The following is a 22,160-nucleotide window of genomic DNA, read 5'->3' as shown; positions in this document are numbered from 1 at the left end:
CACGGGTCATGCCACTCATAGGGTGGCGTCGAGCTTCCGGCCGTATCCTGATTGGCGATGGGTACACGAGGCGTGGAGGGCGCGTATCAGGGTGCGCTTCGGGCGTTCCAGAACCCGATGCTCGATCTGCTCCACCGGACCTATGCGCCGTTCGTGGTGACCGTACTGGCGATGATGTTCACGCCGGAGCGGTCGACGGTGGCGGTGGCGGACGCCCATGCGGAGATCGCTGACGCCCTCGACCAGTTGCGGGCCGCGGGTTACGGCGATGAGGGCGACCAGCCGTTGCCTTCTGGGAACGCCCGCGACCTGTGCAGGCAGTGGGTGCACGCGGGCTGGCTGGTGCGGCAGGTCTCCGACGACGTTGAGGTGTACCGGCTATCCGCACATGGCGTCGGTGCGCTCGAGGTGGCCGGTCGGGTCGGCGGGGCGCGGACCAGAGTGTCGGAGTCCCGGGTCCGGACGCTGTTGGAGGCGGTCGAGCGCCTCGCGCAGGACGCGGACCCGGACGTGATGGCCCGGATGGCGCGCCTCCAGACGGAGATCGATCAGCGTCGGCGAGAACTCAGCCGACTCGAACGTGGCGGAGTCATTGACGCGGTCGACGATGACCAGTTGCTCGAGGCGGCGGAGAACGTGCTGCATCTGGCGCGGGAGCTGCCCGCCGACTTCGCACGCGTCGCGGAGTCGATCAAAGCCATGCAGAGGGACGTCGTCGCGGACCTGCGGCAGGATGTGCGGCCGACCGGGGAGGTGCTGCGTGAGTACCTGGAGCGCGGTCGGCAGATCATGGACGCGACTCCGGAGGGCCGGGCGTTCGCCGGGGCGTTGCGTCTGATCGGTGACCCGGCTCAGATCGACGATCTGTGGAACTTGCTGCGCACCGTGCTGCGGCATGGGTTCACCGAGCTGATGCCGGAATCACAGCGGCGGGAACTCTCGGAGATCGCACGCCGGATCGAGCAGGGCGTCAAGGAGGTGCTGACCGCGCAACGGCAGGCGTCGCACGTCATCACCACTCAGGTGCGCAACCATGACCCGATGCGGGACCGCCAGGTGGACGAACTGCTGCGGGACGTGATGTCGGCCTTCCACACATGGATGCCCGGCTCGCGCCGCAACACGGTCATCGCCCCGCTGCGCCGCCTACCGGTGGCCGACGTCGCCCAACTGCGGCAGACCATTAGCGACCTTCAGCCGCCCCAGCCGCCCCCGCCGCTGCGGGAATGGGATGAGGCAGAAGACGTACCGGCTGCGGACACCCGGGCATGGGGTGGCCCGCAGTACGCCGAGCTGCGCGCGCATCTGGAGGCGTTCGCGGGCGACGCGGACGGCGTCGACGTCGCGGCCGCGTTCCGCGTGGCGGCCGAGCGGCTACGGCGGCCGGTGGATCTGCTCGGTCTGCTGGAGATCGCGCATGAGGTCGGAATGACCGATACCGCTGAGGTCGCAGTGGTCGACGTGGTACGGCCGGACCGGACTCGGCGACGGCTCGCGTTCGGCGGCGTGGTGGCGGCGAACCTGGCGTCGACGCGCGCCGCGGACAAGAGACCGGGAAACGACGATGAGTGAACCGGATGGCGCGGACGACGGCTGGTCGACCGGCGCGGCGGCCGGCTTCATCGAGCCGGTCCCGATGGAGGACGACCCGACCGAACTGTTCGCCGGTGACAGTGGCACGCTGGACGTGGATGTGCGGCGGGTGCTGGTACGGCTGCTGCAACGCAGGTTCCTGCTCGCCGAGAAGAACCCGGCGCAGTGGCGCACGCTGCTGGAGAACCAGCAGATCATAGAGTCGCGCTTGCATGACCTGTTCGTCCGGCTCGTGATTGATCACGACCGGGGCGTCGCCTACAAGCAGCAGGTGCGCTCGGCGGAACTCGATGTCCCGATCCTGCTGAAGGACGACCCCTACAACCGGGCCGAGACTCTGGTGCTGGTCTACCTTCGGACCGTCTTCCAGCGGGAACGCGGCACCGGTGAGACGTCCGCGCGGGTCGATATCGAAGAGCTGGAACAGACCGTGCTGACTTATTTCGATCCGGACGATCACAACCTTGCCCGCGGCCAGCGCGAGATCCGCAAGGCGGTGGAGCGACTGGTCACCGAGGGCCTGCTCGCGGAGGAGTCCGCGGGCCGGTACCGGATCACGCCGCTGGTCGAGGTCGTGTTGAGCATCGAGAAGCTCACCGAACTGAACCAGTGGTTGCGGGGACAGAATGAGGTTGCGCCTTGAGCATGATCGACACGCTTTTCGGGTTGATCCCGGCGGCGTCGCGGGGGCAGCAGTGGGTGGCGCGGGATCTGCAGTTGGTCAACTGGGGCGGCTACGACGGATATCACCGCATCCGGTTCGCCCCCGGCGCGACCCTGTTCAGCGGCGGTTCCGGGTCGGGCAAGTCGACGCTCATGGACTCCTACATCGCGTTGCTGATGCCACACACCACGCCGTTCAACGGGGCGTCCAACGGCGGGGTGGTCGGCCGCCCCCGGGGCAAGGACCAGCGCAACATCCTCTCCTACGCGCGCGGGAAACTCGACGAGTCACGGGCGGGCGGTGAGACCAGGCCGCGGGTGCTGCGCGGGGACGGCCGCGACACTTGGTCGGCGATCGCGATGACGTGGGCCGACCGCAGCGGAGCGATGTTCACCGCGCTCCGGGCCTGGTACGTGCCATCGTCCGCGCGCGCCCTCGACGATGCCGTTGTGGTCCGCGCTGTAAAGGACGACGCCTACGACCTGCGTGAGCTGGAAGGCCCAGCGGGCAGCAGGCTCGCCCAGGCCGCGGTCACCGCGACGGGCGTGACCTGCTTCGGCACCGACCGGGACTTCACCGCCCGGCTGCACACCACGCTGGGGATCGGCGCCGCCGGGGACGGGCACAAAGCGGTCGGCCTGCTCGGTAGGATCCAGGCCGGTCAGCAGATCACCACCGTCGACGCGCTGTACAAGACGATGGTCCTGGAGGAGCCGTCCACCCTGGCCACCGCGGACGAGGTGGTGCAGCAGTTCGACGAACTATCCGGCACCCGGGACCGGATGATCACCGCCCGCCAGCAGGTACGGGCGCTGGCCTCGATCCGCGACCACCGCCACACCATCGACCGCGCGGCCGGTCGGTTGCGGGTCATCGACGAGATCGGATCGTTCACCGACCCGGCGTCGCCCGCGGCGCTGTGGCGGCACGCACGCCGGCTCGACCTGCTGCGCGCGGCCGAGCGGGACCTGAGCGGGCGGCACCGCCGGGCCGAGGAGGAGGTGCGGGAGACGGCCGCGCTGATCGCGGCGGCGGAGTCCCAGCGGGACGCGGTGGTCGAGACCTTGCGCGCCTCCGGCGGCGACCGGCTGGAGACCGCGCGCCGGGAGATCCGTGGAGTGGACCAGCGGCTGGCCGACGTCGAACGCGCACGGAATCGGTTGGACCGCGCTCTGGACGCCGTCGGCGCCACCGTGTCGACCGGCCAGGATTTCGCCGCGCTGGTCGAGACGGCGCACCGGGCGCTGGCCGACGCAGGCGCCCGGAAGACCGCGCAGAACGCGTTCGCCGAGGCGACCTCGGAGCGCAAGGCCGCCGAACGCGACCTGGCCGCGCTGCGCGCCGAGCACAGCGCGGTCAAGGCCCGCCGCGGCAACATTCCCACCGACCTGCACGCCGCCCGTGACCTGCTGGCCGACGCCGCCGGGCTCACACCGGACGACCTGCCCTTCGTCGGTGAGCTGATCGAGGTGCGCACGGAGTTCGAACCGTGGCGGGAGGCGTTCAACCTGGCGCTCGGCGGGTTCGCAAGCCGGATGCTGATCGACATCGGCCGGCTGAACGCGTTCCGCGAGGCGATCAACGCGGTGCGCGTCGCCCGGCGCATCCAGTTCGAAGGTGTCCGCACCGGCATGCGCGACGAGGTCGGGTTGAACGACAAGACCCTCCCCGGCCGGCTCGACTACCGGCCGTCGCCGTTCACCGCCTGGCTCAAGAGCGAACTCGCCAGCAGGTTCGACTTCGTCTGCGTCGAGACGCCCAGACTGTTGGCGCAGTACCCCAAGGCGCTCACGATCACCGGCCAGACATCGCAACACGGCCGGGGCGCCCACGGCGGGCAGGGCCGGCCCAACCTGCTGGGATTCACCAACACCAGGCTGCTCGCCGACCTCGACACCCGGATCGGCCACGCCGAGGAACGCCATGATGACGCCCTCGAGCAGGCGACGAAGGCCGAACAAGCCCTCAACTCGTTCGAAGAACGGCGCACCGCATACCAGACCGTGACCGAACTGTCCTGGGACCAGGTGGACGTCGAGTCGGTCGTCGCCGAACGAGACCGCTGGGAGCGGGTCATCACCGAGGTCCGTGCGGGCAACCCGGAGATCGACCGGCTGCAGCGCGAGGCAGAGGAGCTCAAACAACGCGTCACCGAACTGACCGAGGGAATCGGCGGACAGAAGAAGGAGCTGGAGGAGCTCGGCCGGTCATGGGAGTCGATCGTCGACGAGGTGGACGCCGCCCAGCGGGCCCTCGACGCCGCCGCGGCGACCGGCACGGAGGTCAGCCGGGAGCATCAGGAGTACCTCGCCGGGCTGTTCGACGACGCCCCGGACGGCGCCGACCCGGCGAGGGCACTGGCGGACTTCGACGCCGCGCACCGGCGCGGCGTCGAACGGATGCACAAGGATCGGGAGTCGGCGGAGGAATCGATCGGCCGGTCGCGGACGGCGCTGCAGGAGACGTTCTCGACGTTCCTCGAGCGCTGGCCGAACCCGAACCTCGGCACCGAACCGGAGGCCTCCTACCGCGACTTCGACCGCCTGCTCACCGACCTGGAGACCAGCGGCCTGCACGAGCTGGAGACCGAGTGGCGCGACAGCCTGCTCAAACTCTCCGGCAACGACCTGACCAGCCTGGACAGCGAACTCTCCGCCGCCGTCCGGGAGATCCGCGATCGGATCGACCCGGTCAACCGCATCCTTGCCGAGCTGCCCTTCGCCGACGACGACCACCGGCTGCGGATCGACCCGCAGGAAAGTCACTCCGCGGTGCGCGCGCGGTTCCGCAAGGAGCTGCGCGAGGTACGTGCCGCCATCGACAAGGCAACCACGGACGCCGACCGTGAACGCGCCTACCACCGCATGGCCAAGGTGATCGACCGCATCCGCCGCACCGCGCCTGACTTCGCCGACCTGATCGACGTGCGCAACCACGTCCGGATCAGCGCGGAGAAACGCGACCTCGCCGGCGAGCACGTCGCGGTCTACGACCACATCGGGGAGAAGTCCGGGGGAGAGTCCCAGGAACTCGTCGCGTTCATCGTGGGCGCCGCGCTGCGCTACCAGCTGGGTGACGCGGGCGCCGAACGCCCCCGCTACGCCCCCGTCTTCCTCGACGAGGCGCTGATCAAGGCGGATGCGCATTTCACCGGGCGAGCCATCGGCGCATGGCGCGGGCTGGGCTTTCAACTCATTATCGGCGCCCCCAACGACAAGCACAGCGCCATCGAACCCCACGTGGACGCGGAATACCTGATCCTCAAGACCGCCGAGGGACGGTCACGGGCGAAACCCATCGTCGCGGTGCCCGACACATGACCCCCCGACTGATCACCTCGGCGGACGCGGTCGAGTCACTCCGCCGCAAGGTCGACCAGAAGTGGGCGGAAGCCGTGTGCGCGGACCTCGGCGTCGGCGACCCGGTCACGTTCTCCGTCCCGCTCCGCCCCGGCGTGTCGACCGGGAGCGCGGTGGCGCGGATCGGGCACGCCGCCTGGCACGACTGGCACATGCGCTGGCGTGAGTTCGCCGACCGGCACCCCACGGGTGTGGTGATCGTCCGCAAGCCGGTGTCCGTCCAGGGCGTGACGGACGCCTACCCCGCCACGCTCGTCGCGGACCTGGACGCCGCCGTGGCGTTGCTCTCCGAGACCGAACCGCCGACCGTGGACGTCGCCCGCGCCCGTGCGCTCGCGTCGTCGCTGCGGTCCGCCGGCGCGGTCCTCACCCCGGCCACCGTCCGGGCCGCCTACCAGCTCGACGCCGACGACGCCGAGGTACTGCTCAGTGCGGTGAGGTGGCTACGCCGACACCCGGACGCGGGCGCATGGACCGCACGTCAACTTCCCATCCCCGGCATGCACACCAAGTGGCTCGACACCCATGGCGCGTTGCTGCGCGACGTCGCCGGACGGGATATCCGGGATGAGGTCCGGTTCCGGCCGGCCGTGCTGCACCTGACCTACGTCGACCCCGAGCACGCCGCGTCGGGCCGCCGCAGGCATGACGCGTGGACCACCGGCGACACGCACGACATCGCCTACCGGCCGCAGATCGTTCTCGTCGTAGAGAACCGCGACTCCAGGCTCTGGTTCCCACCGGTGCGGGACACGATCGTGGTCGAGGGCGGTGGAAAGGCGGCCGCCGCCGTGCTCGCGAACGTGCCCTGGATCCGCGCTGCGGACCACGTCGTCTACTGGGGGGACATCGACGCGGACGGATACGCGATCCTCGACCGGTTCCGCGCCGCGCTGGCCGAGCCCGCACCGGACGGCGCGCCATCGAAACCGGTCACCTCGATCCTGATGGACGTCACTGACCTGCACCGCTACGCCCAGCACGGGGTGAGCCATGACAAGGCGGGTCACCCCATCAAGCCCTCACCGGCGATCCTGCCGCACCTGACCGAAGCCGAGGCGACCGCCTACGACATCGTCGCGACCGCAGGCCCAACCCCATTCCGCAGGATTGAACAGGAAGCCGTTCCCCTCGCCCACGCCGCGACCCGCTTGCTGGACGTCCTCTGAGATTTCCTCCGTACGTGGTACGCCCTCCCGGGCAACCGTAAGCCGATGCGGACGTTTCTGGTGCCGGTCACTCGTGATAGCCGATCTCTGCGCACAATCCGGCGAGCGTTGTCATCGCCTTTTTGTACGGCATCGTCGCGACGGCGGACCAGCGCGGATCTTTCACCCGGCCGGCTTGCTGCTGGGCAAGCGCGGCACCCAGGGCGACATCTGGGCTCGGGCCGGCTCCCTGACGGGCCTTGTCGTATTTCACCCAGCCGAAGCAGGCGAGGCTCTCGGCTTCCTTGTCCGCCACCGAGGCCGAGTGCGAGGCGGAGACGGTCGCCGCGATTGACGGCTTGTCGGCGTTCGGGCTGGAGTGGTTGCGGCTACAGGCGGACAGGGCCAGCGCAGCGGCGGCGATCAGCACCAGAGGGATTCTTTTCACCGGAAAGTGGACGCCGCGGGTGGCTCAGCGGATGACTCGTCTCTTCCCGATGCGAGCGTTGTCGATCAGACCCCACCGGCTACGTCTACGACGCCACCGGCACGCTGATCGAATGCCGTGCCCCCGGCGCCGCTGCCTGCCCGCCCTTGCCCTCGAACTGGTCCACCTGCCGGATACCGTGTGCGCCCGCGGCGTGGTGGTTCGGGACCTGTCGCCGAAGAACCTCGTCCTCGACGGCTCGGGCCGGGGCATTTGGTCGACTTCGAGACCTCCTGCTACGACGGCTGCTTGCGGGGGAGTTCGCGTTCGAAGTCAGCGTTGGACCCTTCTTCCGCCGCCGGCCTTCCCCCGTCCTTGCCATTGCGACGGCGGGCGAGGGCACGTTGCGCGATCTGCTTGAGCCCTGACTTGGCGGTAGCCGATTCCGGGTCTGTGTCCGCCTTCGACTGGACCCGGCGTACGGCGTCCTGATCCCACTTGGTCATGCCGGGGTGATACCCGGCGACACCTGATCTCAGCAGCCGAACCGGCGATGTGGCAGCAGATGCCAGCGGCACCTCGCCGACAGCTTCTGAGCAGCGGCCGGCCCCGCGCCGTACGCGACGCGGGGCCAAGATCGAGAGCGGGCGGGATTCCAGCGGCTCTACAGGTCCATCGGCTGGCTCCAGGGGGAGGGGAACTGGATGAACAAACTCTTCGGCTGCGCGTGGAACGTGGGTGGCGGGAACTGCGACCGCCAGAGTGTTCAACGCCGGGATTAGGGGCTGGCGCACCGCCCAGCGTCGCGTCGCGATCCGCTCCACGGGGGACACTTCAAAAGCCGCCGACGGGGATGGTTATCCAAGGCGAGGTGGAGCAGGCTCAACCTTTGAGGTGGAGCAGGCGCAACGTCAGATTGGGCAGCGTGTGTCAATGTCTTTCGAGGTCGGCCCTGTGAGGCTGTTTCTGCCTGGCCGGAGGTTGGCCTGGCTTTCTGCGAACGCTTCACGAGGGGATTGACATGGCTGTTCGATCTTTGGGCAGGAGCATGGCCGCTTCGGCGGGGGCGGTGCTGTGCGCGGTCGCCGTCGCTGGGACACCGGTGCACGCCTCGGCTGGGCGCGAGCCGATGGCGCTCCAAACGGTGCTGGACCGGCTCGTCCGCGAGGAGGGGATCCCCGGAATACTCGCCACCATCACCGAGCCCGGGCCTCAGGGCCGCGTGACGACCTTGCGTGCCGGAACGGGCGATCTGAGAACGGGACGTCCGGTGCCGACGAACGGGCGGATACGGATCGGCTCGGTCACCAAGGCATTTGTCGCCACGGTCGTCATGCAGCTTGTCGGCGAGGGCAGGATCGGGCTTGATACGGCGGTGGAGCACTACTTGCCCGGGGTGGTGCGGGGGAGAGGCGGCGACGGCCGTGCCATAACGATCAGGCAGTTGCTCCAGCACACCAGTGGCCTACCCGATCCCGGCGACCTGCTGCCGCACGATGAGGATTTCGTGCGTCAACGGTTCGACCATCACGACAGAGGCGAGCTGATCCATCATGCACTGGGTAAGCCGCCCACGTTCGTCCCGCCGGGGGCGAAGGGCAAGTGGTCTTACACCAACACCGGGTACCTGCTGCTCGGAATGGTCATTGAGAAGGTCACGGGGGCGAGGAGCTGGCACGATGAGGTCCAGCGCAGGATCGTTGCGCCTCTGAGGCTGCGCGGGACCTCTTCCCCCCGCCCCGGCTCGTACGGCATCCAGGGATCGCATCCACGCGGGTACATCCGGGTGGCGTCCGGGATGGCCGACGTGACCGAACAGGACACCGGCTACCTGGACGCCGCTGGTGACATGGTCTCCACACCGGACGACGTCGACCGCTTCTTCCTGGCCTTGCTGGGCGGCGAGCTGGTGCGTCCTGCCGAGCTCGATCAGATGACCCAGATGATCGACGCCGCGCCCGGCGGGCCGGTGGACCGCTATGGCCTCGGTCTAGAACGCAACGAGCTGTCCTGTGGCGGCTTCGTCGGCCATTCCGGCCAGATGCACGGCTACTCGACGGCCGCCGGGCTCCTTCTTGACCGAACCGGTCGCCCTGGTCGCGCCCTTACCATGACGATCACCACGGAGCCACGTGACATGGACGACTTCCACCACCTGATGAAGGCCGTGGACACTGCCCTGTGCGACTCCCGCCCATCACCTGCCGCGAGCTGACCCGCAGCGCACACCGGCCGGCAATCTCGGCTCCACCGCTGGGATGCCCGCTCCCATGTGCCGGATCTCGGGCTGCCGGCGTCGGAGGAGACTACTCCGACGGCGGCAGGCTCGCCTAAGAATGGATTCACGGAGCCGCTCGTGTGGCCGGCAGAGGGGCGAAGCGGTCGAGGTCGATGTTGCCCCAGCTGATCATTACGCCCACTCACAACACCACCCGCAGGATTCGGGGGCGTGTCCAGTTAACGGCACCTCTCTGTGTCAAGCCGCTGCGAGCAGAGAGGTATCCGTGTCCCGGAGCATGGTCCGTTAGACCACGTCGCATAGGCGCCGTTTCAGGCAGCGCAGGGCCTCTTTGTGACTCTTGCCCTGGGTGCGTTTGCGCTGGTAGGAGGCCTGACCTTCGGCCGGGCGCCGGATTTGGGTGATGGCCATGATGTGCAGGGCGGAGTTGAGTTGCCGATCGCCTGCGCGCGAGAGCCGGTGACGTTTCACATCGCCGGAGGAGGCTGCAAGCGGTGCGGCGCCGCAGTAGGAGGCGAACGCGGCGGCGGACCGGAACCGGGTGACGCCCGCGGTGCGGGCGAGGACCTTGGCGGCGAGCAGGTCCCCGATCCCATGCAGGTCGGTGAGGCTGGTTCCGGACTGGGCGACGGCGGCGGAGATCTGCTCGGCCGCCGCTGTGATCCGGCGGTCCAGTCGGCGGACCTCGGCCACTAGCTCCATCGCCAGGCCGCGTAGTGTCCGGCCCAAAGCGGTGCGCGGCCGGATGCCGCGCAGCGACCTTCGCGATGCTGCTCGGCGCGGCGTTGGTCGCTCCCGCTGCCAATGCCGACACCTCACCTTCGTCTTCGGCGACCTCCGCCGGCAACAGCACCGGCCGTCACCGCATCGCACCACTGCCTCCAACACCCGACAGCCCCTGCCCGGCACCCGGATCGGAAGGCCCACCGTAGGTCAAGGCCCTGAAGCAGACGTCTTCCCTGCCCAGCTGCGCGGCCGCAGCCAGCGCTCTGCGGGCGGCGAAGGGCAAGTACAAGGCCGCTCCGTGCTGGGATCCCTCCATCCACATCGTTCACACCGATGGCCTGGAGCCCGACCCGAACTGGGATGACCACCCAGAGTTCTGTCAAAAGGGCAAGCAAGTCCTGATGCTGTTTCATTAGCCGTCACCCGAACCCATGGAGAAGGCGATGGAACACGCTGGGCCGGTGCCGACCATCTACGGCTACTACTACGTTCGCGACGATCAGGCGGCAACGCCCGACGCGCCCGGAGGTGAGCTCATCAACGATGAAGCGGATGAAGGATCCTTCAGCGTAGCGGCGGATACCGATTCGGCACAGGTCCAGGTCACCGTCCGCACCCTCCAGGCCGCCCCGGAGCGGGCCAGCGGTGACTGGGACAGGACGGCAGAAACCGAGTTGGTGAGTTCCAGCGGCCAGGTGTACGTCTGCGAATGGGGGGCTGGACCCGTCGACGATCTGCCCAACCTCGCCGCATCCGGGCCCGGCGCCTACATGATCCGGGTCCACAGCCGGAAACGATCCGACACCGAGGAACACCTCATCGAGGTCTGGCCGTCCTAAGAGTCAACGTAGAGTGCCGGGGCGAGCCGCACCGAACAACTTGGCGCGGCTTGCCCCGGCACCCTGCAACGACCAGACGCGGCGCGGGCCTGTGCGGCGCACTCGCGGACGTCGGTGAGGTAGCGGACGCTGCCCGGTGGCGGGTCGCCCGGGACGTTGTGGGTCAGTACGAAGACGGGGACGCCGTCGTGGTGGTCGCCCTGCCAGCGGTCGGCGTGTTGGTAGGTGCGGCGGCCGGAGATGACGGCGCGGGTGGCCAGCGCCTCGGCGTAGACCTGTCCGCTGGGTCCTGGGTCGTTGCGCCGGTCGAGCCAGTTGAAAAGCCGGAACCCGCCGATGCCCATCGGCGTGTCCAGGATGTCCTGCGGCCCGGTGACGTAACCGTCCAGGGACGTGGTCATGTACAGCCGGATGAGCGCCATCGCCTCAGCCCCCCGTCCGCACGCGGTAGCGCAGATGCGTCACGCCCGGCCCGTCCAGGGCACGGAGCAGTTCGAGCTCGATGTGGTCGGGTGGCATGTCCTCAAAAAGCGGTTCGTCCTGTCCGATCAGGACCGGGACCAGGTGAATCTGCAATTCGTCGAGGACACCTGCGGCAAGTGCCAGCCGGGCGGTGCGGGCTCCGTGGACCAGTACGTCCTTGTCGCCGGCCACGTCCTTGGCCATGTTCATCGCGGCCGTTACGTCGCTCACATAGGTGACCCCGGGCCATTGCAGCCCGAAATCGGGCTGATGGCGGCTCGGGACGAAGATCGGCACGCCATCGTGGTGGTCGCCGCCCCAGCCGTCGGCGAGCTCGAACGTCCGTCGGCCGACTACGACCGCCCCGGTCGCCATGACCTCATCCATGACCTCACGGTTCACGCCCGCCAGGTGGTCGAGGTCTCTCCTGTGATCGGCGTCGGCGTCCGGCAGAAACCACTCATGCAGCCGATGCCCTTTGTCGCCGAGCCCGTTGCCCGGCGCCGCGTTCGGCCCGGCGATGAACCGGTCCACCGACATCGACATGTAAAGCACGGTCTTACTCACGTTCCTGGTCCTTAATCAGTTCTGGGAGTTGTCATCCGGCGGCCTCCTGGCGGGTAGCCGCTGGCAGGTGAGCACTCTTGGGTCCTGGACGTTGAGTCTTGAGAGCTACGACGCTGGTCGATACCGCTTCGATGGGCCCATCGTCCTTTCCGCGGCGCCGTCGGCTGCACCGTGCGGGTGACCTGCGCAACGACCTGCTCATCTCGGTGGCCGAGCCGGGAGTCGTGGCCGTCGCCCGCATGCGCCCGCTCAGCCGTCGACGGCCTCTACCGCGGCGGCGATCGGCTCGAGCCCGGCGACCAGCTCGTCGAGCTCGTCCGCGCTGAGCACGTCGTACGCCGGCGCCGCCAGCTCGTCGGTGAGGGCCTCGATCTTCTCCTTGGTCTCTCGGCCGGCGTCGGTGAACTCGCCGTTGTCGTCTACGAGGCCGCGGCCGCGCAGCCCGTCGACGACGGCGGCAAGCTGTGCCTTGGGCAGGTGATGGATCCGGCCGAATTCCTCCGGCCTCATTCCGAGGGAGAGAGCGAGGAGGACGTGGGCTTCGGTGCCGCCGATGCCGTGGGCGAGGAGGGCGGCATTGTGGCCGTCCCCGCGGTGTTCGCGCAGCAGCGTCGCCGCGTGCCAGAGTCTGGCCACCGGCTCCTCGGGCACGTCGAGCGCCCGGAGCCCGGCGTACAGCGCTCGGCCCTCGGTCGGCGCGCTGATCGCTGCTCGGGTGGCGAGGTCGGCGACCCATACCACGCCGGGGGAGTCGGCGAGCCCCCCGATGATCTGCCGCAGAGCGGCGGCGCTGCCCCGCTCGCGCACGGCGATCGCCTCCTCCGGGGTGGTCTTCCCCCAGACCCACGGGATGTGGCGCGCCACCTCGCCGTCGGCGAAGTTGTAGAAGACCGCGTGCACCACCTCGACCGGTGCCAGCCCCAGCGGCGCGGCCCGGCCCGCGAAGTATCCGTCCCAGTAGTTGCGCATGCCGAGGGCCAGGAACGCCTGGTTGGGCACCTCGGAGAAGGTGACGGTGGCGATCGGCTCGACGAGCTCGAACATGCGGTGGACCTTGGCCCGTGGGTGCGGCATCGGTCGCATCTCCTGTGGTCGTGGCAGCGCCCCTGGTGGGCGGCCTCTCACCCTGGCTACGAACGACGCGGCCCGGATCCGACAACTCCGGCCGTTCTGCCGGGCAGTTTTTTTTAGGTCACGCGGACTCAGTCGCCGCTTGGTCGCCGTGGTCTGGTTTCTCGCGGCGGATCCGGTCGATGGCCTTGCGGTTGGCGGTGGTGGTCAGCCAGGCGCCGGGGCTGGGCGGTACGCCATCGGCCGGCCACCACTCGACGGCGGTCGCGAACGCCTCAGCCGCCGCCTCCTCGGCGATGTCAGATCACCGAAGCGCCTGGTCACGGCGGCGACTACGCGGGCCCACTCCTCATGGTGGGTCCGGTGACCACCTCGCGGACGTGGCCGCCGAACACGCCCGCGGCCTGCTGGACGGGGACGAGCGCGCGCTGGACCGCGCGTCCGTGGACCACGCCGACCCGTGGGCACGCGCGTCCGCGGCGGAGGACCTCGGCGCACTGGCCGCGAGCCGGGGCACCGGGTCACGGCAGTCGGCCATCGCCAGCCTGGACCAGGCGCTGGCCGGCTACGACCGCATCGGCGCGGCCTGGGACGCCGCTCGGGTGCGCCACCGGCTTCGCCGGCTGGGCGTGCGGCGCCGCCACTGGACACAGGGCGACCGTCCTGTCTCGGGCTGGGGCAGCCTCACCGACACCGAGCGCCGGATCGCCGAGTTGGTCGCCCAGGGACTGACCAACCGGCAGGTGGCCGACCAGCTGTTCATCAGCGTGCACACGACCGCCTTCCACCTCCGTCATATCTTCCGCAAGCTCGAAATCGGCTCACGCTTCGAGCTGGCCCGGCGGGTCATGGAGGAGAACCGGCAACGGACGCCGTCCGACGCACGTCTCGGCGCCGCGACACCGGTCAGCGCACCTCCCCGGCCACGTCAGGGTCGTCGCGATCGAGCCGGCGGTCCACTGCCCGAATGAGCTGGTCAACCGCATGGCAGGGCTCATCCAGCGAGGCCAGGGCCACATCGAGATCACGGATGGCCGGTCCGGACGCAAGCGGCCCGAAGGCGAAGATCGCCGGGAGGTGCGGGCGGCGTAGCGGAAGTACGACGACATCGAGGTCGCCGCGGCCGACCTGCACTGCATGCTCGACAGGCTGAAGTAACGCCCCGAGGTCTATCGCTGCGCGTTCCGGGCGACTGCAGCGAACTCGTCCAGCGCCCGTGCGGTCTCATCCGCGGGGAGCGTGGGCAGGTCGAACAGCACCCGGTCCACGCCCGCATCCGCGAGCCGGGCGACGATGCCACGATCGCCGGGTACGGCGTAGATGGTCACGGGGATCGGCCCGCGCCCGGCGTCGGACGCCCGCCGCCGCAGGTCGGCGATCTTGCGGGCGATCTCCTCGACGCCCAAGTCGTAGGTCGGCATCCAGCCGTCGCCGTACTCCAGCACGCGATCGAGCGTTCTCGGCCCGGAACCGCCGACGAGGATCGGGGGATTCGGGCGTTGTACGGGTTTGGGCCAGGAGAAGATCGGGTCGAAGTCCACGAAGTCGCCGTGGAACTCGGCCCGTTCCTTTGCCCATATCTCCTTCATCGCGAGGACCCGTTCGCGCAGCAGACTCATGCGGGTCTTCGGATCGGTGCCGTGATCGCGCATCTCCTCGCGGTTCCAGCCGGCGCCCACGCCGACGACGACCCGTCCGCCGGAGACGTGGTCGAGGCTCGCGATCTCCTTGGCCGCGATGATGGGGTCGCGCTCGATGAGGAGGAGGATCCCGGTGCCGAGCAGGAGCCGTTCGGTCGTCCCGGCCATCGCGGTGAGGGCCACGAACGGATCGAGCGTCCGGTAGTACTTCCGCGGAAGCTCGCCCCCCTCGGGCCACGGCGACTCCCGCTTCACCGGGATGTGCGTGTGCTCGGCGATGAACGCCGACTCGAAGTCGCGCCTCTCGAGCTCGCCGCCCAGCCGCGCAGGATGAATGCCCTCGTCCGTGACGAACGTAGCGATGCCGAATCTCATAGGTGCCCCCGAATCTCCCTCCTGATTCCTTCCCCAAAGCGGGCGTTCCGGCAAACGCGACATCATCCAGCCGCACGGGACCGCCCATATCAGCCAGGGCTGAGGACGCGACCGGCCGCACGATGAGCGAGCGTCGAGATGTAGCCCTATTGACGCAGGGCCTCGGGCGTCTGAGCCGGTCACGAACCGCCAAGTGACCGACCAGCTCTTCATGAGCGGGCACACGGTCGCCTTCCACCTGCGACACGTCTTCCGCGAGCTCGAGGTGACCGCGCGGGTGGAGCCGACGCGGCTCGTCATGAAGGCGAGCAAGTGATCAGGACGGGGCCGTCGCGAGTGACCGGTGATCCGGGGCCCTCCGGAACGGCCTAGCCGATTAGGGGATGCCGCTCGAAGTCCCGGTGCATAGCGTCAAGGGCATGGAAACCGTTGAGGACCAGGCGAGCGCCGCTCGTCTCTTCATCACGGAGGCGCTCACCACGGATCCCAGGATGAGCCACGAGAAGCTCATGGCCGCTCAGGCCGAGGCCGCACTCGCGATCGCGTCGGCGCCGGACGGCGTGGCGGCGGCGGTCCGGGCCGGCAGGGGCGGCGTGACGGCGTAGACGCAGAGCCGGTGGGAGCGGTCTCATCGGCGGGCCGCGGTGCCGCAGTCGACGGGGCATCACGGCATCAACCGAGAAAGGAAGCCCAGGGCAGATGTCAACCGGCAGGGTCGAGGAAGGCCCGCACAAGGTCGTGCTGGGTATGTACGGCAGCCATGAGACGGCTCAGCACATTGTGGACGTTCTCGCCCAGCACAAGTTCCCGGTGGAGCATGTGAGCATCGTGGGTACGGGCCTCAGGCTGCAGGAGGCCGTACTCGGCCGCCTCGCTCTGGGGCGGGCCCTGGGCTCCGGAGCGCTCACCGGTGGCTGGATCGGGCTTCTCGTCGGGCTCGTGTTCCTGATCGTCAGCCCGTGGGCGGCGGCATCAGTGATCTCCGCGGTCGTGATCGGCATCGTGTTCGGCCTCATCTGGGCGGGGGTCGCATACGTGTGGCGGCGGTCGTCGTTCGTCGCGGTGCCCGCCGTCGTCGCCGACCGTTACCAAGTGCTGGTCGACGCACCGTTCGCCGAGGAGGCGCGGCGCGTACTGGCCGCGGCCAGGGTGGCTCCGGCCGACAACGCGAGCCGGCTGGTGTGACCCTTCGGGAGGAGATCGAGATGAGCCAGGCCACGACGGTCGACCGCGGCAAGTGGACGGAGTTCTTCGACACGCTGAGCGCGGATCACGCCGGTCACAGCGCCGCCATCGAACTGCTCGACGCCGACTTCGGCGACCAGTTCGAGACCGAGCGGCTGCCGTTCGCGTACGCCTCCTACGATCCCCGCGACGATGTGGTCGTCATCGGAGTCGGGGGGAACTCGGCGCGATTCCCGGTTCTGCTCCGCCACATGATCGACCATCCCACGGAGATCGATTTCACGGTCCTCGCCCCGGCCGAGACCGACGTCCGGATCGTCGGCGGGGACGGGACCGCGACCCTGCTGCGCCTGCGTCCGGAACCCGCCCTGCCTCCCTGAGCCCGCCGGTGGACGCCGTGTGGCGGCCGTCCGGTGCCGCAGGCCCGGCGCGCCGTGGAGGCCTCGAGCTCCGGGCGGCCGTGTCGGCGGGCCTGAGCCCGCCTCCGGCCTACGGAGGCGTCCGCGTTCTGGACACGTCGCTCACCCTCCGCCACACCGTCCGAATCATCCGCTGAGACGCTCGTGGACCAGCCGGACGGCCATCGCGCCTTCGCCCACGGCCGACGCGACCCGCTTGATGGACCCGCTCCTGACGTCGCCGACCGCGAACACGCCCGGCAGGCTGGTCTCCAGGGGCAGCGCGTCGTCGCCGGTGCGAATGAAGCCTTTCCCGTCCAGCTCGACCTGGTCGGCCAGCCAGCCGACACAGGGGTCGGCGCCTATGAAGATGAACAGGTTCCGGGCCTCGTGGACGCGCCGTTCGCCGGTGCGGCCGTCCTCGACGACGACCGCCTCCAGCGTCTCGTCGCCGACCAGTTCGCGCACCTCGGTGCGCAGGTGGACCTCGATGCCCGGAGAGCGCTCGATCTGGTCGATCAGGTAGCGGGACATGCTCTTGCCCAGGTCACCGCCCCGGACCAACAGCCTGACCCGCTTCGCGCGCTCAGCGAGATAAAGGGCGGCCTGGCCGGCCGAGTTGCCGCCGCCGACGACCGCGACGGGCATGTGGACGCACTGCAGCGCCTCGACCTCGGTGGCGGCATAGTAGACGCCGCAGCCCTCGAACCGTTCGAGGCCAGGGACGTCGAGCGACTTGTAGCGGGCGCCGGTGGCGAGCACCACCGTGCGGGCGCTGATCCGGCCGCCGTCGCCGAGGGCGACGCCGTAGCCGGCGTTCTCGACCTCCAGCGCGGTGGCCTCCGCGGGGACACCGAGCCGCGCATCGAACTTCTCGGCCTGGATGACCGCGCGCTCGGCGAGCTCGGCGCCGGAGATTCCAGAGGGGAACCCCAGGTAGGCTCGCGGCGGCACGGAACAGGCGCTGAAACTGTGGGATGCCGGTCGGGGGCATGGGTAACCTCCTGCCCCCAGCATCGTTCGGTGGCCCGCCTCCGGCATCCCACGATCGGACGGGTCTGAGCCGCCCCGGCGGCACAATCCGGGTGCAGCGTCCTCGGCGCGCTTCCGCCGTCCGACGGGCGGGATCAGCGCGCAGTACTCGACGACGAGTTGCTCGTCGCAGATGGATTCGAATCTCTTCCCGCGCCGGCGGTCGTACGAGCTCCGTACGCAGATCCGGCAGGTCACCCCGAAGGTACGACGGGTGCGCCGCGGCGTGGAGTGGGCGCCCGTCGTCATTGTGCGGGCCACCGTGAGCGTCACCTGAGCGCGCCGTCGGCGGGGGATCTTCCGGCCGGCCGCGTCGGCCGGAAGGGGGACGTGTGAGCCGTCCCGAGTTGCGACGGACCTGGCCGATGCGGCGTACGGCCGCCGGTCACGCCTCCTCGAGGACCGCCGCCACGGCCGCGGCCACGGCCCGGGGGTCGGCGGGCACGGGCACCCCGTCGACCATGACGGTCGGCGTCGCGCCGACGCCGCGCCGGCCGGCGGCGAAGGTCACGTAGGCCGCCCAGCCCAGGTAGGCACTGCCGAGCACGCAGCGGGCGAAGCCGGGATCGGTCAGTCCCACGGACCGGCCTCTCTCGACCAGCTCCTCGTCGGTCAGGCCGGGCCCGCCCTCGGGCGGCTGGACCGCGAACAGCGCCCGGGCGTACTCCCGGAACCGTCCGCCGTCGGCCGCACAGCCCGACGACGACGCGGCGCGCGACGAGTAGTGATTGGTCGACAGGCGGTCCAGGAACGACATCGGGTGGTAGTCGATGTTGATCAGCTGGTCGGCTACGAGCCGGTCCAGGGTCGGCCCGGCGACCTCTTCGAACCGCTTGCAGTACGGGCACTGGAAGTCGATGTAGGCGTCAACGGTGACGGGACCGGCGCCGACCACGACGCCGTCTCCGCCGGCCGACGCACCGGCCGGAACGCGGTCCGGTGCGGGGGCCATGGGCATCCATGTGGTCACGAGGCCTCCTTTGAGTCCAATTGGGGCGGGCCGACCGGTGTTCTGGCATCGCACCTGATCAAAGGCCCATGCCGGTTGCCCTGACCCTGCCCTGACGGCGTGACCTAAACACCGGCGGCGCCTTTGCCGGGCTGTGCCGGCGCCCATGAGGCGTGAAGCCTGGCTCAAGTCTTGCCAGGCAGTTTGGCCCACGCCGGAAGACGAAGTTCCGTGGAAGAAGACGGGCATCGCGCTTGGAGTGGGGGAACGTATGAGCGAACGAGATCATCATCCGTTCCGTGGGCTGGCCGGGGCCTGGGCCCCGCGAGCCTGGGCCTGGGCGCGGCGCAGCTCACGGCGCCGAACGCCGTCCGCCACATGAGCCGCGTCGACGACTCGGCCGTGGCGTGCGTCCTGGTGCCCGACAACGACTTCGCCGCCAACGCCGTGGCGCCGGTGTGCTTCGGCACCGAACCCTCCGGCGGCTGCTGGCACCACAACCACGGGATCGACGAGTGCCCCGGCGGCGGCCGCCCGGCCCGTCATGGGGACGATGGCCAGAGCCGGTCCATGAACGGGGGGTTGCGATGACGATGTTGGTCGACGTCGCCGTCGAGCGCTACAGGTTCGTCTGCGGGCGCTGCGGCCAGACCTGGACCGCCGACTACGACGTGCAGTACGTGACCGACGACGTCGGCGCCACGTTCGCGTTCTATCGGCTCGACGGCGTGCCGGTGCCGCCGCCGACCGGTGGAGAGGTAACCTGCCCGAACTGCGGCGCCATGGGCGTCGCCGTGATCCCCGAGGGGCGACGCGACAGCCCGCCCGCGCGCCTGGACAGCGACGAGCCGCGCGAGCGCGTCACCACCACCGCCGAGCAACGCCGGGCGTCCATGCCGCACCTGCCGGGGCTCGTCGGCGAGAGTGGAGGCCGGGCCGGCGGTCGGCCGTAGCGGGCCGTCGGGCCGGTCGCGGGGCGATCGGCGCCCGGCAGGGTGCCGCATGCCCGGTGGGGTACCGGGTGTCCGGTGGAGGGTGTCCGCGCGGGCCCCGTAGGCCCTCGCGGCGCGCCCGTCCACCCGGCCGTCCTCGATGAGCTCCCGCCCGGCCGCAGGGTCTGCTCCTCCCCGGCGCGATGACGTCGCGGCGATCCTCATCTACCCGGTGCGCGGCCCGGATCGGCCTGGCGGCCGGCCGTCCGCGTCGTTCACGGGAGCGCGTCGATCGGGACGACGTCGATGAGCTTCTTGTTGACGAACTCCTGCATGCCGAGCGCGGACAGCTCCCGGCCGTAGCCGGAGTCCTTGGTCCCGCCGAACGGCAGCTCGGGCGAGGTCCACGTCGGATGGTTGACGAACACCATCCCACTGTCGATGTGCCGGGCGATCTCCCGGCCGTGTTCCTCGTCGCCGGTGAACACCGAAGCCCCGAGCCCATAGCGGGTGTCGTTGGCGACGGCGATCGCCTCGGCCTCGTCCCCGACCCGGAAGAACATTGCGACCGGGCCGAACAGCTCCTCACCGTAGATCGGGTTGTCCTTCGCCACCCCGGTGAGGATCGTGGGCTGCACGAACGCTCCGGTCGTGGGCACGGGATCGCCGACCTCGGTCGCCCGCGCGCCGTGCTCGACCGCCTCGGCGACCTGCGCCCGGAGTTTCTCGGCGGCGGTTCGCGACGACAGCGGCGGCAGCGTGGTCCGCTCGTCCATCGGGTCGCCCGGGGTCAGCGTGCCGAGCGCCGCCGTGAACTCCTCGAGGAACTTGTCGGCGATCTGCTCGTGGACGAGCAATCGCTTGCTCGCCACGCAACTCTGGCCGCAGTTGTGCATCCGTCCCCACACGGCCCAGTGCACCGTCGCGCCCAGGTCGGCGTCGGGCAGGACGATCAGCGGGTCGCTGCCGCCCAGTTCCAGGGTGGTCTTCTTCACCACCTTGCCGGCGCGCGTCGCGACGGCGGCGCCCGCCTCCGTGCTGCCGGTCAGCGCCACGCCCCTGACGCGTGGGTCGTCGATCACCGTCGCGGCCTGCTCCTTGGTGATGAACAAGTTGGTGTAGACCCCCTCGGGCGCGCCCGCCTCGCGGTACAGCCGCTCGAAGGCCAGCGCGGACTGGGGCACGCTCGACGAGTGCTTGACCATGACGACGTTGCCCGCCATCACGTTCGGGGCCGCGAAGCGGACCAACTGGTAGTACGGGAAGTTCCACGGCTGCACCCCGAACAGCACACCCATCGGGCTGCTGACGACGACGGCGTCCCCCGTACGAGCGTCGAGGTGGACCGGTCTCAGGAAGTCCTCCGCGTTGTCGGCGTAGTAGTCGAAGATGTCGGCCGTCAGGACGACCTCCTCGATGCTCTCGCCGATCACCTTGCCCATCTCCAGGGTCATGAGGCGGGCGAACTCCTCCTGCCGTTCCCGCAGGATGCGTGCGGCGCGCCGGGTGACGGCCGCGCGCTCGTCGAAGCCGCGTTCGCGCCAGGTCTCGTACGTCGACCGGGCACGCGCCAGAGCGCTCTCCAGTTCCGCTGCGTCGAGTTCGTCGAAGGTGGCGAGCACCTCATCGCTGTAAGGATTCACCGATTGGTAGGGCATCTCTCTCAACCCTTTCGCCGACGGCTCACCGTGCTGCGGACGGATTGGGCCACGACGTGTGCAAGCCCGATCAGGGGCGTAGGGATATGGCGCGCCTTTCTCGGCGGCGCCGGGAGCCAGTCGTCGTCGACGCGAGCGTGAGGCCGCCCGATCTGGCGGCGACCCTGAATCAGCATCCCCGGCGCGGTCGCATGTCAAACCGCCGGGTCGTCGCGCCGGGAGGTGCGCGGGGCGCGGCTCCGAGAGCGAGAGCTCCCGGACCCGGGTCAAGAGACGGCCACGATTCTCCAGACCGCGCTCAACTCTGATACCCGTCCCTTTCACCCGAGACCGCCGGAAAGGTCCGGTAGAAGAAGGCATACGTACGAAAGATTGGGGAAGTCATGACATTGCGGATGAGGCGCACCAGGGGCGGCCGGCTGCACGGAGTGGAACCGACCACCGTGGTACTGCCACGGGATCCGTTCGCCGATGTACAGGAACTGCTCAGCCGCATGACCGGTCTGATCCAGCCGGCCGCCGAGACGGAGGCCGATCGGCCCTGGGTCCCGGTCGCGGAGATCGACGAGAACGACCAGATTCGCGGCATTTCGCGAGTTCATCCACACGGTACAGAGCGGCGCCGGTCTCGACGCTGACGCGGCTGAACGCGCGGCACGGGCGACGCTCACGACGTTGACCGGGTGACCGCGCGACGCATGGGCGGCTGCTCATCGCGGTGGGCACGGCGCACGCCGCCGCCCACGGGTTCGCCGCCGAGGCGCGAATCGATCACCGGAGCCATGCCGGAGAGTAAAGCTTTCTCGTCTGCGTTGACACCGGTACGAGAGGTGGGAAGCTCGAAATAGGGGCACTGGCCTGCGGATATTCCTATTTCCGGCAGGCGTTGGGTGATT

Annotated in this window: 27 protein-coding genes; 15 read left to right on the top strand and 12 right to left on the bottom strand. The window is 69.6% G+C overall.

The features are described from left to right. Positions 1 to 57 precede the first annotated feature (57 nt). From AB0K82_RS14745 to AB0K82_RS14730, 4 genes are read left to right on the top strand one after another with little or no spacing between them, the layout of a single operon-like run. On the top strand, positions 58 to 1,572 hold the full coding sequence (locus AB0K82_RS14745) for a DUF3375 domain-containing protein (RefSeq protein WP_364396837.1): 1,515 nt from the start codon (positions 58 to 60) through the stop codon (positions 1,570 to 1,572). Next, positions 1,565 to 2,236, top strand: coding sequence for a DUF4194 domain-containing protein (locus AB0K82_RS14740; protein ID WP_364396834.1), 672 nt, complete (start codon positions 1,565 to 1,567; stop codon positions 2,234 to 2,236). Before AB0K82_RS14745 ends, AB0K82_RS14740 begins: the two co-directional genes overlap by 8 nt. A 2-nt stretch (positions 2,237 to 2,238) precedes the next feature. Beyond that, entirely contained in the window at positions 2,239 to 5,577 is a 3,339-nt protein-coding gene (locus AB0K82_RS14735; protein WP_364396831.1) for an SbcC/MukB-like Walker B domain-containing protein, read from the top strand. Next, the gene (locus AB0K82_RS14730) at positions 5,574 to 6,785 is read left to right on the top strand and encodes a Wadjet anti-phage system protein JetD domain-containing protein (RefSeq protein ID WP_364396829.1); all 1,212 of its coding nucleotides are present in this window, start codon (positions 5,574 to 5,576) and stop codon (positions 6,783 to 6,785) included. Before AB0K82_RS14735 ends, AB0K82_RS14730 begins: the two co-directional genes overlap by 4 nt. Positions 6,786 to 6,852: 67 nt before the next feature. Here the strand turns inward: AB0K82_RS14730 and AB0K82_RS14725 are convergent, their stop codons facing one another. Together AB0K82_RS14725 and AB0K82_RS14720 are read right to left on the bottom strand one after the other, a co-directional pair. Beyond that, positions 6,853 to 7,194 carry a hypothetical protein gene (locus AB0K82_RS14725; protein ID WP_364396826.1) on the bottom strand — a complete coding sequence of 114 codons (342 nt, stop codon included), beginning with the start codon at positions 7,192 to 7,194 and terminating at the stop codon, positions 6,853 to 6,855. A 293-nt stretch (positions 7,195 to 7,487) separates the two neighbouring features. Continuing rightward, a complete protein-coding gene (locus AB0K82_RS14720; RefSeq protein ID WP_364396823.1) occupies positions 7,488 to 7,697 on the bottom strand; it encodes a hypothetical protein in 210 nt (69 codons plus the stop codon). Between the two features lie 542 nt (positions 7,698 to 8,239). On the opposite strand from AB0K82_RS14720, the gene AB0K82_RS14715 reads away from it, so the two are divergent. Further along, the gene (locus tag AB0K82_RS14715) at positions 8,240 to 9,406 is read left to right on the top strand and encodes a serine hydrolase domain-containing protein (RefSeq protein WP_364396820.1); all 1,167 of its coding nucleotides are present in this window, start codon (positions 8,240 to 8,242) and stop codon (positions 9,404 to 9,406) included. Between the two features lie 309 nt (positions 9,407 to 9,715). Here the strand turns inward: AB0K82_RS14715 and AB0K82_RS14710 are convergent, their stop codons facing one another. Continuing rightward, complete coding sequence (locus AB0K82_RS14710) at positions 9,716 to 10,123, bottom strand: transposase (protein ID WP_364396817.1); 408 nt, start codon at positions 10,121 to 10,123, stop codon at positions 9,716 to 9,718. Between the two features lie 494 nt (positions 10,124 to 10,617). Between AB0K82_RS14710 and AB0K82_RS14705 the strand changes: the two genes are divergently transcribed. Next, the gene (locus AB0K82_RS14705) at positions 10,618 to 10,995 is read left to right on the top strand and encodes a hypothetical protein (protein WP_364396814.1); all 378 of its coding nucleotides are present in this window, start codon (positions 10,618 to 10,620) and stop codon (positions 10,993 to 10,995) included. Here the strand turns inward: AB0K82_RS14705 and AB0K82_RS14700 are convergent. The 4 genes from AB0K82_RS14700 to AB0K82_RS14685 form a co-directional block, all read right to left on the bottom strand. Further along, positions 10,992 to 11,417 (bottom strand): hypothetical protein, encoded by a 426-nt coding sequence (locus tag AB0K82_RS14700; protein ID WP_364396811.1) that lies wholly within the window; start codon positions 11,415 to 11,417, stop codon positions 10,992 to 10,994. The two genes, AB0K82_RS14705 and AB0K82_RS14700, sit on opposite strands and share 4 nt — an antisense overlap. A gap of 4 nt (positions 11,418 to 11,421) precedes the next feature. Then, positions 11,422 to 12,024, bottom strand: a complete 603-nt coding sequence (locus AB0K82_RS14695; protein ID WP_364396808.1) for a dihydrofolate reductase family protein — start codon at positions 12,022 to 12,024, stop codon at positions 11,422 to 11,424. 249 nt (positions 12,025 to 12,273) lie between these two features. Further along, positions 12,274 to 13,098 (bottom strand): hypothetical protein, encoded by an 825-nt coding sequence (locus AB0K82_RS14690; RefSeq protein WP_364396805.1) that lies wholly within the window; start codon positions 13,096 to 13,098, stop codon positions 12,274 to 12,276. Between the two features lie 118 nt (positions 13,099 to 13,216). Then, a complete protein-coding gene (locus AB0K82_RS14685; RefSeq protein WP_364397026.1) occupies positions 13,217 to 13,393 on the bottom strand; it encodes a sigma factor in 177 nt (58 codons plus the stop codon). Here AB0K82_RS14685 and AB0K82_RS14680 point away from each other — a divergent pair. Next, positions 13,392 to 14,066 (top strand): LuxR C-terminal-related transcriptional regulator, encoded by a 675-nt coding sequence (locus AB0K82_RS14680; protein ID WP_364397023.1) that lies wholly within the window; start codon positions 13,392 to 13,394, stop codon positions 14,064 to 14,066. The genes AB0K82_RS14685 and AB0K82_RS14680 overlap by 2 nt on opposite strands. Before the next feature lie 198 nt (positions 14,067 to 14,264). Here the strand turns inward: AB0K82_RS14680 and AB0K82_RS14675 are convergent, their stop codons facing one another. Then, positions 14,265 to 15,110 carry a TIGR03619 family F420-dependent LLM class oxidoreductase gene (locus tag AB0K82_RS14675; protein ID WP_364396802.1) on the bottom strand — a complete coding sequence of 282 codons (846 nt, stop codon included), beginning with the start codon at positions 15,108 to 15,110 and terminating at the stop codon, positions 14,265 to 14,267. A gap of 193 nt (positions 15,111 to 15,303) precedes the next feature. On the opposite strand from AB0K82_RS14675, the gene AB0K82_RS14670 reads away from it, so the two are divergent. From AB0K82_RS14670 to AB0K82_RS14655, 4 genes are all read left to right on the top strand, one after another. Beyond that, positions 15,304 to 15,426, top strand: a complete 123-nt coding sequence (locus AB0K82_RS14670; protein ID WP_364396799.1) for a hypothetical protein — start codon at positions 15,304 to 15,306, stop codon at positions 15,424 to 15,426. Positions 15,427 to 15,529: 103 nt separating this feature from the next. Then, positions 15,530 to 15,715, top strand: coding sequence for a hypothetical protein (locus AB0K82_RS14665; protein ID WP_364396796.1), 186 nt, complete (start codon positions 15,530 to 15,532; stop codon positions 15,713 to 15,715). 94 nt (positions 15,716 to 15,809) lie between these two features. Next, the gene (locus AB0K82_RS14660; RefSeq protein ID WP_364396793.1) at positions 15,810 to 16,295 is read left to right on the top strand and encodes a general stress protein; all 486 of its coding nucleotides are present in this window, start codon (positions 15,810 to 15,812) and stop codon (positions 16,293 to 16,295) included. Between the two features lie 20 nt (positions 16,296 to 16,315). Beyond that, positions 16,316 to 16,675, top strand: coding sequence for a DUF5335 family protein (locus tag AB0K82_RS14655; RefSeq protein WP_364396790.1), 360 nt, complete (start codon positions 16,316 to 16,318; stop codon positions 16,673 to 16,675). Between the two features lie 165 nt (positions 16,676 to 16,840). Here the strand turns inward: AB0K82_RS14655 and AB0K82_RS14650 are convergent, their stop codons facing one another. After that, a complete protein-coding gene (locus AB0K82_RS14650) occupies positions 16,841 to 17,647 on the bottom strand; it encodes an NAD(P)/FAD-dependent oxidoreductase (RefSeq protein WP_364396788.1) in 807 nt (268 codons plus the stop codon). Between the two features lie 211 nt (positions 17,648 to 17,858). On the opposite strand from AB0K82_RS14650, the gene AB0K82_RS14645 reads away from it, so the two are divergent. Then, positions 17,859 to 18,002 (top strand): hypothetical protein, encoded by a 144-nt coding sequence (locus AB0K82_RS14645; protein WP_364396785.1) that lies wholly within the window; start codon positions 17,859 to 17,861, stop codon positions 18,000 to 18,002. Positions 18,003 to 18,110: 108 nt separating this feature from the next. Here the strand turns inward: AB0K82_RS14645 and AB0K82_RS14640 are convergent, their stop codons facing one another. Further along, entirely contained in the window at positions 18,111 to 18,695 is a 585-nt protein-coding gene (locus AB0K82_RS14640) for a thioredoxin domain-containing protein (RefSeq protein ID WP_364396782.1), read from the bottom strand. 357 nt (positions 18,696 to 19,052) lie between these two features. Here AB0K82_RS14640 and AB0K82_RS14635 point away from each other — a divergent pair, with 357 nt between their 5' ends. Both AB0K82_RS14635 and AB0K82_RS14630 read left to right on the top strand, forming a co-directional pair. Further along, positions 19,053 to 19,265 (top strand): hypothetical protein, encoded by a 213-nt coding sequence (locus AB0K82_RS14635; RefSeq protein WP_364396779.1) that lies wholly within the window; start codon positions 19,053 to 19,055, stop codon positions 19,263 to 19,265. After that, positions 19,262 to 19,627, top strand: a complete 366-nt coding sequence (locus AB0K82_RS14630; protein WP_364396776.1) for a hypothetical protein — start codon at positions 19,262 to 19,264, stop codon at positions 19,625 to 19,627. The genes AB0K82_RS14635 and AB0K82_RS14630 overlap by 4 nt, the downstream gene beginning before the upstream one ends. A gap of 254 nt (positions 19,628 to 19,881) precedes the next feature. On the opposite strand, the gene AB0K82_RS14625 is transcribed toward AB0K82_RS14630, so the two are convergent. Then, positions 19,882 to 21,264, bottom strand: coding sequence for an NAD-dependent succinate-semialdehyde dehydrogenase (locus AB0K82_RS14625; protein ID WP_364396773.1), 1,383 nt, complete (start codon positions 21,262 to 21,264; stop codon positions 19,882 to 19,884). A 428-nt stretch (positions 21,265 to 21,692) separates the two neighbouring features. On the opposite strand from AB0K82_RS14625, the gene AB0K82_RS14620 reads away from it, so the two are divergent. Beyond that, positions 21,693 to 21,902 (top strand): hypothetical protein, encoded by a 210-nt coding sequence (locus AB0K82_RS14620; RefSeq protein ID WP_364396770.1) that lies wholly within the window; start codon positions 21,693 to 21,695, stop codon positions 21,900 to 21,902. A gap of 29 nt (positions 21,903 to 21,931) precedes the next feature. Here the strand turns inward: AB0K82_RS14620 and AB0K82_RS14615 are convergent. Next, positions 21,932 to 22,160, bottom strand: a 229-nt coding sequence (locus tag AB0K82_RS14615) for a hypothetical protein (protein ID WP_364396767.1), incomplete at its 5' end; no start/stop codon positions are given.

The organism is Actinoallomurus sp. NPDC052274 (assembly GCF_040679475.1).
Taxonomy (GTDB): Bacteria; Actinomycetota; Actinomycetes; order Streptosporangiales; family Streptosporangiaceae; genus Actinoallomurus; species Actinoallomurus liliacearum.
Note: the sequence above shows the minus strand (reverse complement) of the source record. Positions and strands in the feature narration are given on the sequence as shown.

Bases quoted from the DNA above. Each gene is read 5' to 3' on its own strand.
- AB0K82_RS14745 (WP_364396837.1), top strand. From the start codon at position 58: ATGGGTACACGAGGCGTGGAGGGCGCGTATCAGGGTGCGCTTCGGGCG.
- AB0K82_RS14740 (WP_364396834.1), top strand. From the start codon at position 1,565: ATGAGTGAACCGGATGGCGCGGACGACGGCTGGTCGACCGGCGCGGCG.
- AB0K82_RS14735 (WP_364396831.1), top strand. From the start codon at position 2,239: ATGATCGACACGCTTTTCGGGTTGATCCCGGCGGCGTCGCGGGGGCAG.
- AB0K82_RS14730 (WP_364396829.1), top strand. From the start codon at position 5,574: ATGACCCCCCGACTGATCACCTCGGCGGACGCGGTCGAGTCACTCCGC.
- AB0K82_RS14720 (WP_364396823.1), bottom strand. From the start codon at position 7,697: ATGACCAAGTGGGATCAGGACGCCGTACGCCGGGTCCAGTCGAAGGCG.
- AB0K82_RS14715 (WP_364396820.1), top strand. From the start codon at position 8,240: ATGGCCGCTTCGGCGGGGGCGGTGCTGTGCGCGGTCGCCGTCGCTGGG.
- AB0K82_RS14700 (WP_364396811.1), bottom strand. From the start codon at position 11,417: ATGGCGCTCATCCGGCTGTACATGACCACGTCCCTGGACGGTTACGTC.
- AB0K82_RS14690 (WP_364396805.1), bottom strand. From the start codon at position 13,098: ATGCCGCACCCACGGGCCAAGGTCCACCGCATGTTCGAGCTCGTCGAG.
- AB0K82_RS14680 (WP_364397023.1), top strand. From the start codon at position 13,392: ATGTCAGATCACCGAAGCGCCTGGTCACGGCGGCGACTACGCGGGCCC.
- AB0K82_RS14675 (WP_364396802.1), bottom strand. From the start codon at position 15,110: ATGAGATTCGGCATCGCTACGTTCGTCACGGACGAGGGCATTCATCCT.
- AB0K82_RS14665 (WP_364396796.1), top strand. From the start codon at position 15,530: ATGGAAACCGTTGAGGACCAGGCGAGCGCCGCTCGTCTCTTCATCACG.
- AB0K82_RS14660 (WP_364396793.1), top strand. From the start codon at position 15,810: ATGTCAACCGGCAGGGTCGAGGAAGGCCCGCACAAGGTCGTGCTGGGT.
- AB0K82_RS14655 (WP_364396790.1), top strand. From the start codon at position 16,316: ATGAGCCAGGCCACGACGGTCGACCGCGGCAAGTGGACGGAGTTCTTC.
- AB0K82_RS14645 (WP_364396785.1), top strand. From the start codon at position 17,859: ATGGATTCGAATCTCTTCCCGCGCCGGCGGTCGTACGAGCTCCGTACG.
- AB0K82_RS14635 (WP_364396779.1), top strand. From the start codon at position 19,053: ATGAGCCGCGTCGACGACTCGGCCGTGGCGTGCGTCCTGGTGCCCGAC.
- AB0K82_RS14630 (WP_364396776.1), top strand. From the start codon at position 19,262: ATGACGATGTTGGTCGACGTCGCCGTCGAGCGCTACAGGTTCGTCTGC.
- AB0K82_RS14625 (WP_364396773.1), bottom strand. From the start codon at position 21,264: ATGCCCTACCAATCGGTGAATCCTTACAGCGATGAGGTGCTCGCCACC.